The sequence below is a fragment of the Bradyrhizobium sp. MI1.3 genome, from assembly GCF_055811695.1.
Genome location: NZ_JBVVPQ010000007.1, coordinates 156,896 through 169,698, shown reverse-complemented (window position 1 = coordinate 169,698; position 12,803 = coordinate 156,896). Strand labels below are relative to the sequence as shown.

Below are 12,803 nucleotides of genomic sequence, written 5' to 3'. Positions count from 1 at the left end.
GCGCGCTCCGGCGGAATGAACCGTTATGCGGCGTGAGCAGGAAACCGCGGCGCGGACAGCTTGGCCGTCGGCGCTGGCGTGCCCCTGAATTTGGTGTCTGCCTGGGCCGCGCGCTTGCAATGCGGACACACGAAAAGATGCGCGATGATCGGAGTCGGCTCGTCCGCCAGCAGTTCGGAACGGAACCACTTCATCTCGATATGGCAGTCCGGGCAGGTCGGTGCTTCCAGCTGCTCGGCGGCGTTTCTGAGACGATCAACCATGGGTCCCTCGCGTTTACGAAGGTCATAGCGGAATACCCTTTGCCGGTCTGCAACAAAAGACACTCTGCGCGCGGGCTAGACTCGTCGACCGCAGCGATTACAGCCTGCGCAGCGCCACGCTCGCCACCGTGTGGTCGGCGCCCTTCTTCAGAATCAGGGTCGCGCGGGGGCGGGTCGGCAGGATGTTGTCCTCGAGATTTGCGAGGTTGGTGCGTTCCCAGATCGCGATCGCGGTGGCGGTGGCTTCCTCGTCCGACAACAGCGCGTAGCGGTTGAAGTAGGATTTTGGATTGGTGAACGCGGTGTCGCGCAGCGACAGGAAGCGCCTGATGTACCACTGCCGCAGCGCGGCCTCGTCGGCGTCGATATAGACCGAGAAATCGAAGAAGTCGGACACCACGGGCACGGCCTTGCCGTCACGCGGCAGTTTGCCGGTCTGCAGCACGTTGACGCCCTCGACGATCAGGATGTCGGGCTGGTCGATCTCGGCCCACTGGTTCGGCACGATGTCGTAGGTCAAATGCGAATAGACCGGCGCGCGCACATGGCGGCGGCCGGCCTTGATGTCGGAGAGGAAGCTGAGCAGCAGCGGCAGGTCGTAGCTTTCCGGAAAACCCTTCTTCTGCATGATGCCCTGCCGCTCCAGCACGGCGTTGGGATACAGAAATCCGTCGGTGGTGATCAGCTCGACCTTGGGACGCGGCGACCAGCGCGCCAGCAGCGCTTGAAGCACGCGGGCCGTGGTGGATTTTCCAACCGCGACCGAACCGGCGACGCCGATGATGTAGGGCATCTTGCGGTCGCGGATGTTGAGGAACTGGCGCTCCGCGTAATAAAGCCGCTGCATCGCATCGACATAGATCGACAGCAGGCGCGACAGCGGCAGGTAGATGTCCTCGACCTCCTGCAAGTCGAGGCGGTCGTGCAGCGAGCGCAGCCGGTCGAACTCGCCCGGCTCCAGCGTCATCGGCGTGTCGTCGCGCAGTCGCGACCACTCCTCACGCGTATAGACGCGGTAAGGATTATACTGCTGCTCGGGTGCGCGGATATCCATGACGCGACTCTCCACCTCGGCTAGCTGCCGCCCTTGCGCGACGCCTTTTCTTCCAACCCTGACATATTGGTCCGCTTGTCCAATGCGGCCTCGACCTCTTCCAGCTTTACGCCGCGGGCCTTGAGCAGCACAAGGAAATGATAGAGCAGGTCGGCGCCTTCGGCGATCAGATGCGCGCGATCGTTTTCGACTGCTGCGATTACGGTTTCGACTGCTTCCTCACCGAACTTCTTGGCGCAATGTTCGGCGCCCTTGTCGAGGAGCTTGCGGGTATAGGACGCCTCGCCACCCGCTGCCGCGCGGGCGTCGATGGTCTCGGCCAGATCGTGGATCGTGAAACGCGGCATACAAAATACTCGGAAAACGCGCCTTGGCCGATGATTGGCCGGTTATCTGGCGGGATAAGCCGATCCCCGCCAATCATGTAGCATTTTTAGGAACGGGAGTCGTCAGGCATCGAGGCGCATGGGCAACCCGCGCCGGGACATGTGCTCCTTGGCTTCGCGGACGGTGAATTCCCCGAAGTGGAAGATCGAGGCGGCCAGCACGGCGGTGGCGTGGCCGTCGCGAATACCGTCGACGAGGTGGTCGAGATTGCCGACGCCGCCCGAAGCGATCACGGGAACGGGAATGCTGTCGGCGATCGCCCGAGTCAGCGGGATGTCAAAACCCTGCCGCGTGCCGTCGCGGTCCATCGAGGTGAGCAGGATTTCGCCGGCGCCGAGCGAGACCACCTCCTGGGCATATTCGATGGCGTCGATGCCGGTCGAGTTGCGGCCGCCATGGGTGAAGATCTCCCAGCGCTCCCCGCCACCGGCGCGCTTGACCCGCTTGGCGTCGATCGCGACCACCACGCACTGCCCGCCGAATTTCTCGGCGGCTTCCTTGACGAACTCGCGCCGCGACACCGCGGCGCTGTTGATCGAGACCTTGTCGGCGCCCGCGCGCAGGAGGGTCTTGATGTCGTTGACCTCACGCACGCCGCCGCCCACGGTGACGGGCATGAAGCAGGCTTCCGCGGTGCGCCGGACCACGTCCAGCATGATGCCGCGATTCTCATGGGTCGCGGTGATGTCGAGGAAAGTGAGCTCGTCGGCGCCGGCAGCGTCGTAGGCGATCGCCGCTTCGACGGGGTCACCGGCATCACGCAGGTCGACGAAGTTGACGCCCTTGACGACCCGGCCGTCCTTGACGTCGAGGCAGGGGATCACGCGCACCTTGAACATCGGATGTCTCCTAGGCCGCGGCGCGGATCAGGGTGAGGGCGGCTGAGGGATCGAGCCGGCCATCGTAAAGCGCGCGACCGGCGATCGCGCCGGCGAGCTTTTTCGCGCGCGGCGTCAGCATCGCCTTGACGTCCTCGATCGAGGCGAGGCCGCCGGAGGCGATCACGGGAATCGAGATCGCATCCGCCAGCGCAATGGTCGCATCGAGATTCAGGCCCTTGAGCAGGCCGTCGCGCGCGATGTCGGTGAAGATGATGGCGGCGACGCCGGCATCCTCGAAACGCCGTGCGATCTCCAGCACTGTTACCTGCGAGGTCTCGGCCCAGCCTTCGACCGCGACCTTGCCGTCACGTGCGTCGAGCCCGACCGCGACGCGGCCGGGGAATTTTTTTGCAGCAGCCTTCACCAATTCGGGGTCGCGCACCGCGGCGGTGCCGATGATGACACGGGTGACGCCCTTTTCGAGCCAGGCTTCCACGGTCGCGAGATCGCGAATGCCGCCACCGAGCTGCACCGGAATCGTGATCGTCTTCAGCATCGTCTCGACCGCCTGCGCATTCACGGGCTTGCCGGCAAACGCGCCGTCGAGATCGACGACGTGGAGATACTCAAAGCCCTGCGCGACGAAGCTCTCGGCCTGCGCGGCGGGATTGAGGTTGAACACGGTCGCGCGCGCCATGTCGCCCTGTTCGAGGCGCACGCATTGGCCGTTCTTGAGGTCGATCGCAGGAAAGAGAATCATGATTGAGCCAGGATTTTTCTGCGCGAACGGTGCGCTCCCTCCCCCCTTGTGGGGGAGCGCTGGGGAGAGGGGTAAGCCACGGGCACCACCGTTGTGGCTACCCCCCTCCCGAATGCTTCGCATTCGACCTCCCCCACAAGGGGGGAGGTAACAAGAGCAGCGGCCATCACGGTTTCCATCGCAAGAAGTTCGAGATCAGGGCCAGACCAAAGCGCTGGCTCTTCTCGGGGTGAAACTGCGTCCCGATCGCCGTGTCCTTGCCGACGATCGCGGTGACGGGCCCGCCGTAATCGGCGCGCGCAAGCACGTCCGCCTCGTTGGCGGCTTTGAGGTGGTAGGAGTGCACGAAATAGGCGTGCTGGCCCTTGGGGCCGAGCGGCAGCCCGTCCAGCACCGGGTGCTCGCGCAGCACATCGAGCGTATTCCAACCCATGTGCGGGATCTTGAGGCTCTCGTCGCGCGGCGTGATCTTCTCGACGTCGCCGCCGATCCAGTTCAGGCCTTGCGTGATCACGTGCTCTTTGCCGCGGGTGGCGAACAGCTGCATGCCGACGCAGATGCCGAACATCGGCCGCGCCTTGACGCGCACCGCCTCGGTGATCGCCTCGACCATGCCGTTGACGGCATCGAGCCCACGCCGGCAATCGGCGAAGGCGCCGACGCCCGGCAGCACCAGACGGTCGGCGCCGTAGGCCTGGTCCGGATCGCTGGTGACGAACACCTTTTGCGGATTGTCCATGCTGCGCGCGGCGCGCTCGAACGCCTTGGCGGCCGAATGCAGATTGCCGGAACCGTAATCGATGATGGCGACGCTCATCTTGACCCTCCCGGTTCTGGAAACAAACCAATGATGCCACCGGCCGGCATCGGCGGCGGGTTGGAGAATTGCTGACCCGGCACGTTGCGGGTCGGCGGCGGGCCGCCGCGATCGACGGCCCATTGATCGTTGACGATGCCGCGCTGCTTCTGGCTCCAGCGCTCGAAGAAACGGCGCTCGGCGGTGTCCTCGTCGTCGGAAATCACAACGTCGAGCTGCCGCCATTTGCCGCGCGACAGCGTCCAGCGGCGCAGGCTCGAGGCCTCGAATCCCATCAGCAGCGCGACGATGATGTCGGCGAAGAAGATCGACGAACGGCCGACGCCGAGGCTGGACAGCCCGACGTTGAACGCGGCAACGAAGATCACCCAACCGATCAGCGCCAGCCACAGCCGATTCCACAGCAGCCAGAGCGGGCCGAAGATCATCGCCCAGAAATGGAAGCCGTCGCGCACGAAGACGAACTTGTCGGTCGCGCGCAGATCGGCTCCGGCAGGGGAGGGTGCATGAACTGTGTAGACGGACATGGCGATGCCCCGTTCCCAAGAATTCAGTGATACCGCAAACGGCGCGTGCCGCGGGCCGAAAGATGTCAGCCGCCGAGCGAGCCCTTGGTGGACGGGATTTCGCCCACCGCCTTCGGATCGATCGCGACGGCGGTGCGCAGCGCCCGTGCCAGACCCTTGAAGCAGGACTCGGCGATATGGTGGCTGTTATCGCCATATAGGGTCTCGACGTGAAGAGTCACGCCGGCGTTCATGGCGAAGGCCTGGAACCACTCGCGCACCAGCTCGGTGTCGAACTCGCCGATCTTGTCGCGAGGGAAGTCGGCCTTGAACACCAGGAAAGGGCGGCCCGAGATGTCGATGACCACGCGTGACAGCGTCTCGTCCATGGGCATGTGCACGCCAGCATAGCGGGTGATGCCCGCCATGTTGCCGAGCGCCTGCTTAATGGCCTGGCCGAGCGCGATGCCGGTGTCTTCGGTGGTATGGTGATGATCAATGTGCAAATCGCCGACCGCCTTGACCGTGAGGTCGATGCGGGAATGGCGGGCGAGGAGATCGAGCATATGGTCGAAAAAGCCGATGCCGGTCGCGATATTGGACACGCCGGTGCCATCGAGGTTCACGGTGACCTCGATGTCGGTTTCCTTGGTCTTGCGCTTGATCGTCGCGGTGCGCATCAAAACTAGCTTTCATCCTCGTTCGGGGCCGAAAACGCCGGTCTTTTAACAGCCAAATGACGCCTTCGCTACTGCGGGAACGGCTGGCCGGGCCTCTACTTCTGCCTATGGTGAGCGAAATTGGTCCCGGAGCGGCCCGTTGTGCCCCCGCTCCCGACCGCCTAAATCAGCCCGGACAATGAGGATCATTCATGCAGGACTCCCCAAACAGCTCGCCGGGCTGGCACGGCACCACGATTTTGACGGTCCGCAAGGGCGGCACGGTGGTGGTCGGCGGCGACGGCCAGGTCTCGATCGGCCAGACCGTGATCAAGCACAACGCCAGGAAGGTCCGGAAACTCGGCAAGGGCGACGTCATCGGCGGCTTTGCCGGCGCAACGGCCGACGCCTTCACGCTGTTCGAGCGCTTGGAAGCCAAACTCGAGCAATATCCGGGGCAATTGACCCGGGCCGCCGTCGAGCTCGCCAAGGACTGGCGCACCGACCGTTATTTGCGACGGCTGGAGGCCATGATGATCGTTGCCGACAAGGACGTCTCCCTGGTGCTGACAGGCACCGGCGACGTGCTGGAGCCCGAAGCCGGCGTGATGGCGATCGGCTCGGGCGGGAATTACGCGCTGGCGGCGGCCCGCGCCCTGCTCGACACCGACAAGGACGCCGAGACCATCGTCCGCCGCTCCCTCGATATCGCCGCCGACATCTGCGTCTACACCAACCGCAATGTCACCGTCGAAGCGCTGTCCGCCGGGTAGGGCCTATCTGTGGCTGGACAATGTAGCTCCGGACTGGCTGCAACCTCACCCGCTTGCGGGAGAGGTCGCGCCGAAGGCGCGGGTGAGGGCTCTGTCCTCTTGGGGGCTGTCCCATTGCGGACGCACCCTCTCCCCAACCCTCTCCCGCAGACGGGAGAGGGAGCGCAGCACCGCTAGATGACCCTCGCCTACACCTTCCGCCCGATGACCGCGGCCGATCTGCCGTTGATCCGGCGATGGCTCCGCGAGGTACATGTGCGGGAATGGTGGGGCGATCCGGACGAGCAGTTCGCGCTCGTGAGCGGCGATCTCGATGAGCCGGCAATGGACCAGTTCATCGTGTTGGCCGGCGACAAGCCGTTCGGCTATCTTCAATGCTACCGCCTGACAGCCTGGAATACGGGTCTTGGGCCGCAACCGGAGGGCACCCGTGGCATCGATCAGTTCATCGGCGAAGGCGACATGATCGGGCGCGGGCACGGTTCGGCATTGATCCGCCAATTCGCCGACGCGCAGTTGCGGCAGGGTCTGCCCCGCATCGTCACTGATCCTGATCCGCTCAACGCGCGCGCGGTGCGTGCCTATGAGAAGGCCGGCTTTGTCCCCGACCGCATGGTCGAGACGCCCGACGGAGCGGCGCTGCTGATGGTGCGCGAGCCATGACGCTGGCAACCACGCATGAGAGCAGGGCCGCGTTTCCACCGCTCGCCTGGGTCGGCATCGCGCTGCTGCTGCTGGCGATGCAGGCCTCGATCCTGCTCGCGATGGGACGGGTGCCGATCTGCACCTGCGGTTACGTCAAGCTGTGGCATGGCGTGGTGAACAGCTCGGAAAATTCGCAGCACATCGCCGACTGGTACAGTTTCTCGCACATCCTGCACGGCTTCCTGTTCTATGGACTGACCTGGCTGCTGTTCGCGCGGCTGCCGTTCGTGTCGCTGTCCTGGCCCGCGCGCCTGATCGTCGCGATGCTGATCGAGGGTGCCTGGGAGATCGTCGAGAACTCGCCATTCATCATCGAACGCTACCGCGCCGGCACGATCTCGCTGGATTATTTCGGCGACAGCATCGTCAATTCGGTTTCTGACAATTTGTCCATGATGCTGGGCTTCCTCGCCGCGCGCCTGCTGCCTGTATCGGTGACCGTCATGCTCGGGCTCGCCTTTGAAATCATGCTGGCGCTGCATATTCGCGACAATCTGACGCTCAATATCCTGATGCTGATCCACCCGGTCGAGGCCGTGAAACAATGGCAATCGGGTCCGCCGATCATCTGATGGCAAAAAAGCGGCTTGTCCCCCGCCGCATCTGATCCTAGCTAAGGTCCCATGACAGACTTCTCCCCCCGCGAAATCGTTTCCGAACTCGACCGTTTCATCGTCGGCCAGGCCGATGCCAAGCGCGCCGTCTCGATCGCGCTGCGCAACCGCTGGCGGCGGCAGCAGCTCGAAGGCTCCTTGCGCGAAGAGGTGCTGCCGAAGAACATCTTGATGATCGGCCCCACCGGCGTCGGCAAGACCGAGATCGCGCGGCGGCTCGCCAAGCTTGCCAACGCGCCGTTCCTGAAGGTGGAGGCGACGAAATTCACCGAGGTCGGCTATGTCGGCCGCGACGTCGAGCAGATCGTGCGCGATCTCGTCGAGGTCGCGATCGCCCAGGTCCGCGAGCGCAAGCGCAAAGACGTGCAGGCACGCGCGCAGCTCGCCGCCGAGGAGCGCGTGCTCGATGCGCTGGTCGGCGCCAATTCCAGCGCGGCGACGCGGGACTCCTTCCGCAAGAAGCTGCGCGCGGGCGAGCTCAACGACAAGGAGATCGAGATCGAGACGCAAGGCGGCGGCAGCGGCTTTCCGATGTTCGAGATCCCGGGCATGCCTGGCGCGCAGATGGGCGCGGTTTCGATCGGCGACATCTTCGGCAAGCTCGGCGGACGCAGCAAGACGCGGCGGCTGACGGTGGAGAGCTCGCACGAGATCCTCATCAACGAGGAATCCGACAAGCTGCTCGACAGCGATCAGTTGACGATGGAGGCGATCAGCGCGGTCGAGAACAACGGCATCGTGTTCCTGGACGAGATCGACAAGATCTGCGCCCGCGAAGGCCGCGCCGGCGGCGACGTCTCGCGCGAGGGCGTGCAGCGCGACCTGCTGCCGCTGATCGAGGGCACCACGGTCTCGACCAAGCACGGCGCGGTGAAGACCGACCACATCCTGTTCATTGCCTCCGGCGCCTTCCATGTCGCCAAGCCGTCCGACCTGTTGCCGGAATTGCAGGGCCGCCTGCCGATCCGCGTCGAGTTGCAGGCGTTGACCCGTGACGACATGCGCCGCATCCTGACCGAGCCCGAGGCCTCGCTGATCAAGCAATATGTTGCGTTGATGCAGACCGAGGGCGTCACGCTCGACATCACCGACAACGCCATCGACGCACTTGCGGACGTCGCGGTCGCCGTGAATTCCACCGTCGAGAACATCGGCGCGCGGCGGCTGCAGACCGTGATGGAGCGGGTGCTGGACGAGATCTCCTTCACCGCCCCCGACCGCAGCGGTGAGACCGTCAGGGTCGACGCCGATTTCGTCCAGAAGCACGTCGGCGACCTCGCCAAGAACGCGGATTTGAGCCGGTTCATTTTGTAATTCCGGGCGGCCGCGCTATGGATGCGGCGTGACCGCACGCATCCTGCAAAACCCCTGGCGCGTCCTGCTCGCGATCAACGCGGCGGTCATCGTCGGCGTCTTCGTTCACAAGATCCAGCTGCCGCCTTACGTCCCCTACATCCACCTCCTCGTCGACTATCATTTCGGCTTCATCAAGCGCGCGCTGATCGGGGCGATCGTCGCGCTGTTCACCGACAAGGTGCCGGTATGGCTGGTGTTCGCGCTCGGCGGCGCGACATGGCTGGTGACGCTGGGACTGTACGCAAGACTATTTCAGAAGACGTTCGGCTTCACCACGAAGACATTGCCGCTGTTCGTCTTCATCGCGGGCTCGCCGTTCTTCCTCAAGAACTTCATGCACACGCTCGGCCATTTCGACATCTATGGCTGCGCGCTGGCGATCATCCTGCTGCTGGTGCCGGCCGGCTCGCTGCTGTTCGTGGCGCTGGCTGCGCTGTTCTCGATCGTTCTCGTCCTGATCCACCACATCCATCTCCTGATGTATGTGCCGACGATCATCACCATCGTCGTGATCAGGCACTATCTGACGCAGGGCTGCGATCGCACCAATGTCGCGTTCGGCGTCGTTGCCCTGCTTGCCGTCTCCACGCTGTTCTTCGCCGCGCAGTTTTGGGGAACGATGCCGATCGCGGAGGCGGATTTCGTTGCCTACCTGAAGAGCCGGATGGCCGATCCGTCGCGGACCGATATGTTGCAGTTTGCCTACATCTGGTATCAGCCGCTGACGAAGGAGATTTCCGACACCTGGGGCCGCCTGCCCCACAACATCCTTGGCGTGCCCGTGTTCTTGCTGCTGATCTGGCTGCACATACCGCTGTGGCGTTATTTTGCAAACCTTATCGGCGCGCTGGCAAACGACACGCATCGCCGTCTTGTGATCGCGGCGCTTGCCGGCGTCAGCCTCGCCTGCCTCGTGATGTTCGCGATGGTGTTCGACTATTCGCGCTGGATCTCGAACTGGGCGGTCTGCATGTTCCTGATCCTGCACGCGGTGAAGATGCTGCCCGCCGCACGCGAGACGCCGCTGATTCGGGCGGAGGATCAGAAGACGAATATCTTCGGCCTGATCCTTACGCTGATCCCGCGCGTCGGAATCGTCCGGCCGTTTTAGACGGTGAAGCTCGATCTTCGTCTTATCTCAGCGCTTGCGCTCGGGTCCGCAGACCGTGCCCTGCTCGACCATCGCGTCGATCTCGGACCTGGAGTAGCCGAACTCGCCCAGCACCTCGGCGGCGTGCTGGCTGAATTTCGGCGGCAGGCGACGTAGGCTCGGCTTGCTGCGATCGAGCCGGATCGGGGATGCCACGCCCTTGTACCAATCCTTCTCGATGATATCGCCGCGCGCGATCGTGTGCGGGTTGGTCAACGCTTGGTCGATCCTCTGCACGGGGCCTGCGGGCAGGCCCGCAGCGAGCAGGCGATTGCACAGCGGCTCGGCCTCGTGCTGGCTGAACACGGCGGCGAGCTCGGCCCGCAGCGCCTCGCGATTGGCGATGCGGTCCTTGTTGCGCGCAAAGCGCGGATCGGTGCCGAGCTCGGGCTTGCCGATCTCCTTGGCGAGCTTGCGGAAGGTGCCGTCATTACCGACGCCGATGAAGATGTTGTCGGTCTTGGTCGGGAAGATCGCATAGGGCACGAGGTTGGGATGCTCGTTGCCGGTGAGCGCCGGCGGCTTGCCATGCATGAAATAATTCGCGGTGTGCGGATGCATGATGGCAAGGCCGGTCTCGTACAGCGTGGTCTCCAGGAACTGGCCCTGGCCCGAGCGCTGCCGCTCCGACAACGCCATCAAGATGCCGATCGCCGCATAGAGGCCGGTGCCGATGTCGACCAGCGGCACGCCGATCCGCATCGGCCCGCTCTCGGGCGAGCCGGTCGCCGCGATCATGCCGGTCATGGCCTGGATGATGGCGTCATAGCCGGGATTGCCGCCGCGGGGACCGTCGGCGCCGAAGCCGCAGATCCGGCAATGCACGAGGCGCGGAAATTTTTCGCGCAGCACCTCGTTGCCGATGCCCCATTTCTCCAGCGTGCCCGGCTTGAAATTCTCGATCAGGACGTCGGCGCTCTCCAGCATCTTGAGCAGCACGGTCCGGCCGCCCTCGGAGGCGAGATCGAGGCCGATCGAGCGCTTGTTGCGGTTGATGCCGATGAAATAGGCTGCGTCTTCGTCGTGGAAGGGAGGGCCCCAGTCGCGCACCTCGTCGCCTGCGGGCGGCTCGACCTTGATCACGTCGGCGCCATGGTCGGCGAGGATCTGGGTGCAATAGGGCCCGCCGAGCACGCGCGTGAGATCGATGACGCGCAGGCCGCTCATTGCGCCCGTGGCGGCTCCAGAACTGGCGGCTTCAGTCATGCCTTCGCGTCCCCTGTGTCGATGTGATCACAGGCCTAACGAGGTTCGTCCGAGCGGGCAATGGCTTCCCGCGTAGGGCGTCATGCAGGCGGTCGCCGCAATCCCGCGGGATGGCAAATCAAGGGAAGCGGCTGGCCTGAGAGGGATCCCGGGTCAGCCGCTTCACCGAACCGATCAGACGACCGTCAGGCGAACGTCGACATTGCCGCGCGTCGCGTTGGAATACGGGCACACCTGGTGCGCCTTCTCGACCAGCGCCTCGGCTTCCGCGCGGGCGAGGCCCGGCAACGAGACGGCAAGGTCGATGTCGAGACCGAAGCCGCCGGCCGCGCGCGGGCCGATGCCGACGGTCGAGGTCACGGAGGCGTCGGCCGGAACCTTGGGGCCGCCCTGCGAAGACACGAACTTCATCGCGCCGATGAAGCAGGCGGCATAGCCGGCCGCAAACAGCTGCTCGGGATTGTTGCCCGCGCCGCCTCCGCCGCCGAGCTCCTTCGGCGTGGTGAGCTTGACGTCGAGCGCGCCGTCGAGGGTCGCAGCATGGCCGTCGCGGCCGCCGGTGGCCTTTGCGCTGGTCTTGTAGAGGACGTTCACTGACATTTTCGTCTCCCTGTGTGTTCGGGTGGGGTGCGATCCTTATTGCAAACAATTAGATTGTGCGCAATTGAAATTATGGCGCCTCACATTTAATTGTTCGCAATTGAATGTGGCGACGGCCGGCCCCAGAATGGAAGCAAGTCCTGTGAGATTCTCCATGCCCCGGAAACATTCGGCAGCGGACGCGCCGCTGCGCCTCGACAACCAGATCTGCTTCGCGGTCTATTCGGCCGCGCACGCCTTCAACCGCGTCTACAAGCCGCTGCTGGACCGGCTCGGCCTGACCTATCCGCAATATCTGGTGATGCTGGTGCTGTGGGAGCGCGACGACGTGCCGGTCAAGGACATCGGCGAAAAGCTGCACCTGGATTCGGGCACGCTGACGCCGCTGCTCAAGCGGCTGGAGGCGGCCCACCTCGTCAAGCGCACCCGCTCGAGCGAAGACGAACGTCAGGTGCTGATCGCATTGACGCCGCAGGGCCAGGCCCTGAAGGACAAGGCGCGCGCCGTGCCGCAATCGATCCTGGCCGCGTCGGACTGCTCGGTCTCGGAACTGGTCGCGATGAAGGATGAGATTGTGGCGCTGAGGGACCGGTTGAATGCGGTGATCGGGGAGTAGGGGAAGAGGTGCGCTCTTAGGACAGCCGCTTCTTTGTGAAGGCCCGGCCGGAGTGAGACTTCAGGTACGCTTCAAAAGCGAGCGCTTTGTACTTGTCACGGAAGGCGCAGTACCAGATCAGCTTCCAAGGCTTGAACTTGGCGGTGTGGGTGGATTTGCCAGCATTGTGCTCTGGAATCCGGCGCTTCAGATTTTCCGTGGCCCCAACGTATTCCTGCTCGGGAAATTCGATGCTGCGGAGGATGTAGACGGACCACATTGACGATTATCGCCTGGGCAGCCGCTGCGTGGGAATCTCACCAGCCCGTCTTCGCCCTTCGGGCTTCGCCGGACACCACGCTTCGCCCTTCGGGCTGTGCGCGGCTGCGCCACGCGTAGCCTTAAGGCGTAGGAATCTCACCAGTCCGTCTTCGCCCTTCGGGCTTCGCCGGACACCACCCGTGGGCGGCGGGGGGGGGGGGGGGCGGCGGGGGGGGGCGGCCGCCCCCCCCCGCCGCGCGCGGGGGGCGGGGGGGG

General features: G+C 64.4%; 17 protein-coding genes. 6 read left to right on the top strand and 11 right to left on the bottom strand.

Annotated elements, in window-relative coordinates; all coding sequences use genetic code 11:
• Nucleotides 1–23: 23 nt before the first annotated feature.
• From AC0L3A_RS07340 to hisB, 8 genes are all read right to left on the bottom strand, one after another.
• Nucleotides 24–263 carry a hypothetical protein gene (locus tag AC0L3A_RS07340; protein ID WP_007598452.1) on the bottom strand — a complete coding sequence of 80 codons (240 nt, stop codon included), beginning with the start codon at nt 261–263 and terminating at the stop codon, nt 24–26.
• A gap of 97 nt (nt 264–360) precedes the next feature.
• Entirely contained in the window at nt 361–1,317 is a 957-nt protein-coding gene (coaA, locus tag AC0L3A_RS07335) for a type I pantothenate kinase (protein ID WP_007598451.1), read from the bottom strand.
• Nucleotides 1,318–1,337: 20 nt separating this feature from the next.
• Nucleotides 1,338–1,664: a phosphoribosyl-ATP diphosphatase gene (locus AC0L3A_RS07330; RefSeq protein WP_007598445.1), complete on the bottom strand. Its 327-nt coding sequence runs from the start codon at nt 1,662–1,664 to the stop codon at nt 1,338–1,340.
• A gap of 102 nt (nt 1,665–1,766) precedes the next feature.
• Nucleotides 1,767–2,543 (bottom strand): imidazole glycerol phosphate synthase subunit HisF, encoded by a 777-nt coding sequence (gene hisF / locus AC0L3A_RS07325; RefSeq protein ID WP_007598443.1) that lies wholly within the window; start codon nt 2,541–2,543, stop codon nt 1,767–1,769.
• Nucleotides 2,544–2,553: 10 nt separating this feature from the next.
• A complete protein-coding gene (hisA, locus tag AC0L3A_RS07320) occupies nt 2,554–3,285 on the bottom strand; it encodes a 1-(5-phosphoribosyl)-5-[(5-phosphoribosylamino)methylideneamino]imidazole-4-carboxamide isomerase (protein ID WP_354127083.1) in 732 nt (243 codons plus the stop codon).
• A 166-nt stretch (nt 3,286–3,451) separates the two neighbouring features.
• Nucleotides 3,452–4,102, bottom strand: coding sequence for an imidazole glycerol phosphate synthase subunit HisH (gene hisH / locus AC0L3A_RS07315; RefSeq protein WP_007598439.1), 651 nt, complete (start codon nt 4,100–4,102; stop codon nt 3,452–3,454).
• Nucleotides 4,099–4,629: a DUF2628 domain-containing protein gene (locus tag AC0L3A_RS07310; RefSeq protein WP_007598438.1), complete on the bottom strand. Its 531-nt coding sequence runs from the start codon at nt 4,627–4,629 to the stop codon at nt 4,099–4,101. The genes hisH and AC0L3A_RS07310 overlap by 4 nt, the downstream gene beginning before the upstream one ends.
• Nucleotides 4,630–4,694: 65 nt before the next feature.
• A complete protein-coding gene (hisB, locus tag AC0L3A_RS07305) occupies nt 4,695–5,288 on the bottom strand; it encodes an imidazoleglycerol-phosphate dehydratase HisB (RefSeq protein ID WP_007598437.1) in 594 nt (197 codons plus the stop codon).
• Between the two features lie 191 nt (nt 5,289–5,479).
• Between hisB and hslV the strand changes: the two genes are divergently transcribed.
• The 5 genes from hslV to AC0L3A_RS07280 all read left to right on the top strand — a co-directional run bounded on the left by hslV (nt 5,480) and on the right by AC0L3A_RS07280 (nt 9,826).
• On the top strand, nt 5,480–6,040 hold the full coding sequence (hslV, locus tag AC0L3A_RS07300; RefSeq protein WP_007598435.1) for an ATP-dependent protease subunit HslV: 561 nt from the start codon (nt 5,480–5,482) through the stop codon (nt 6,038–6,040).
• Nucleotides 6,041–6,217: 177 nt separating this feature from the next.
• Nucleotides 6,218–6,703 carry a GNAT family N-acetyltransferase gene (locus tag AC0L3A_RS07295; protein WP_007598433.1) on the top strand — a complete coding sequence of 162 codons (486 nt, stop codon included), beginning with the start codon at nt 6,218–6,220 and terminating at the stop codon, nt 6,701–6,703.
• A complete protein-coding gene (locus AC0L3A_RS07290) occupies nt 6,700–7,317 on the top strand; it encodes a DUF2585 domain-containing protein (RefSeq protein WP_007598431.1) in 618 nt (205 codons plus the stop codon). The genes AC0L3A_RS07295 and AC0L3A_RS07290 overlap by 4 nt, the downstream gene beginning before the upstream one ends.
• Nucleotides 7,318–7,368: 51 nt before the next feature.
• Nucleotides 7,369–8,673, top strand: a complete 1,305-nt coding sequence (hslU, locus tag AC0L3A_RS07285) for an ATP-dependent protease ATPase subunit HslU (RefSeq protein ID WP_007598430.1) — start codon at nt 7,369–7,371, stop codon at nt 8,671–8,673.
• 28 nt (nt 8,674–8,701) lie between these two features.
• Nucleotides 8,702–9,826 carry a hypothetical protein gene (locus tag AC0L3A_RS07280; RefSeq protein ID WP_007598428.1) on the top strand — a complete coding sequence of 375 codons (1,125 nt, stop codon included), beginning with the start codon at nt 8,702–8,704 and terminating at the stop codon, nt 9,824–9,826.
• Between the two features lie 27 nt (nt 9,827–9,853).
• Here AC0L3A_RS07280 and AC0L3A_RS07275 read toward each other — a convergent pair whose 3' ends face one another.
• Both AC0L3A_RS07275 and AC0L3A_RS07270 read right to left on the bottom strand, forming a co-directional pair.
• On the bottom strand, nt 9,854–11,071 hold the full coding sequence (locus AC0L3A_RS07275) for a CaiB/BaiF CoA transferase family protein (protein WP_007598426.1): 1,218 nt from the start codon (nt 11,069–11,071) through the stop codon (nt 9,854–9,856).
• A 174-nt stretch (nt 11,072–11,245) separates the two neighbouring features.
• On the bottom strand, nt 11,246–11,671 hold the full coding sequence (locus AC0L3A_RS07270; protein ID WP_007598424.1) for an organic hydroperoxide resistance protein: 426 nt from the start codon (nt 11,669–11,671) through the stop codon (nt 11,246–11,248).
• Nucleotides 11,672–11,825: 154 nt separating this feature from the next.
• On the opposite strand from AC0L3A_RS07270, the gene AC0L3A_RS07265 reads away from it, so the two are divergent.
• Nucleotides 11,826–12,287, top strand: coding sequence for a MarR family winged helix-turn-helix transcriptional regulator (locus AC0L3A_RS07265; RefSeq protein ID WP_007598419.1), 462 nt, complete (start codon nt 11,826–11,828; stop codon nt 12,285–12,287).
• A gap of 16 nt (nt 12,288–12,303) precedes the next feature.
• Here AC0L3A_RS07265 and AC0L3A_RS07260 read toward each other — a convergent pair whose 3' ends face one another.
• Nucleotides 12,304–12,546 carry a GIY-YIG nuclease family protein gene (locus AC0L3A_RS07260; protein ID WP_007598418.1) on the bottom strand — a complete coding sequence of 81 codons (243 nt, stop codon included), beginning with the start codon at nt 12,544–12,546 and terminating at the stop codon, nt 12,304–12,306.
• Nucleotides 12,547–12,803: the final 257 nt, after the last annotated feature.

Coding starts and splice junctions, on each gene's coding strand:
- hisB (WP_007598437.1), bottom strand. CDS start 5,288: ATGCGCACCGCGACGATCAAGCGCAAGACCAAGGAAACCGACATCGAG.
- AC0L3A_RS07265 (WP_007598419.1), top strand. CDS start 11,826: ATGCCCCGGAAACATTCGGCAGCGGACGCGCCGCTGCGCCTCGACAAC.
- hslV (WP_007598435.1), top strand. CDS start 5,480: ATGCAGGACTCCCCAAACAGCTCGCCGGGCTGGCACGGCACCACGATT.
- AC0L3A_RS07290 (WP_007598431.1), top strand. CDS start 6,700: ATGACGCTGGCAACCACGCATGAGAGCAGGGCCGCGTTTCCACCGCTC.
- hslU (WP_007598430.1), top strand. CDS start 7,369: ATGACAGACTTCTCCCCCCGCGAAATCGTTTCCGAACTCGACCGTTTC.
- hisH (WP_007598439.1), bottom strand. CDS start 4,102: ATGAGCGTCGCCATCATCGATTACGGTTCCGGCAATCTGCATTCGGCC.
- AC0L3A_RS07340 (WP_007598452.1), bottom strand. CDS start 263: ATGGTTGATCGTCTCAGAAACGCCGCCGAGCAGCTGGAAGCACCGACC.
- coaA (WP_007598451.1), bottom strand. CDS start 1,317: ATGGATATCCGCGCACCCGAGCAGCAGTATAATCCTTACCGCGTCTAT.
- AC0L3A_RS07275 (WP_007598426.1), bottom strand. CDS start 11,071: ATGACTGAAGCCGCCAGTTCTGGAGCCGCCACGGGCGCAATGAGCGGC.
- AC0L3A_RS07330 (WP_007598445.1), bottom strand. CDS start 1,664: ATGCCGCGTTTCACGATCCACGATCTGGCCGAGACCATCGACGCCCGC.
- AC0L3A_RS07270 (WP_007598424.1), bottom strand. CDS start 11,671: ATGTCAGTGAACGTCCTCTACAAGACCAGCGCAAAGGCCACCGGCGGC.
- AC0L3A_RS07295 (WP_007598433.1), top strand. CDS start 6,218: ATGACCCTCGCCTACACCTTCCGCCCGATGACCGCGGCCGATCTGCCG.
- AC0L3A_RS07260 (WP_007598418.1), bottom strand. CDS start 12,546: ATGTGGTCCGTCTACATCCTCCGCAGCATCGAATTTCCCGAGCAGGAA.
- AC0L3A_RS07310 (WP_007598438.1), bottom strand. CDS start 4,629: ATGTCCGTCTACACAGTTCATGCACCCTCCCCTGCCGGAGCCGATCTG.
- hisF (WP_007598443.1), bottom strand. CDS start 2,543: ATGTTCAAGGTGCGCGTGATCCCCTGCCTCGACGTCAAGGACGGCCGG.
- hisA (WP_354127083.1), bottom strand. CDS start 3,285: ATGATTCTCTTTCCTGCGATCGACCTCAAGAACGGCCAATGCGTGCGC.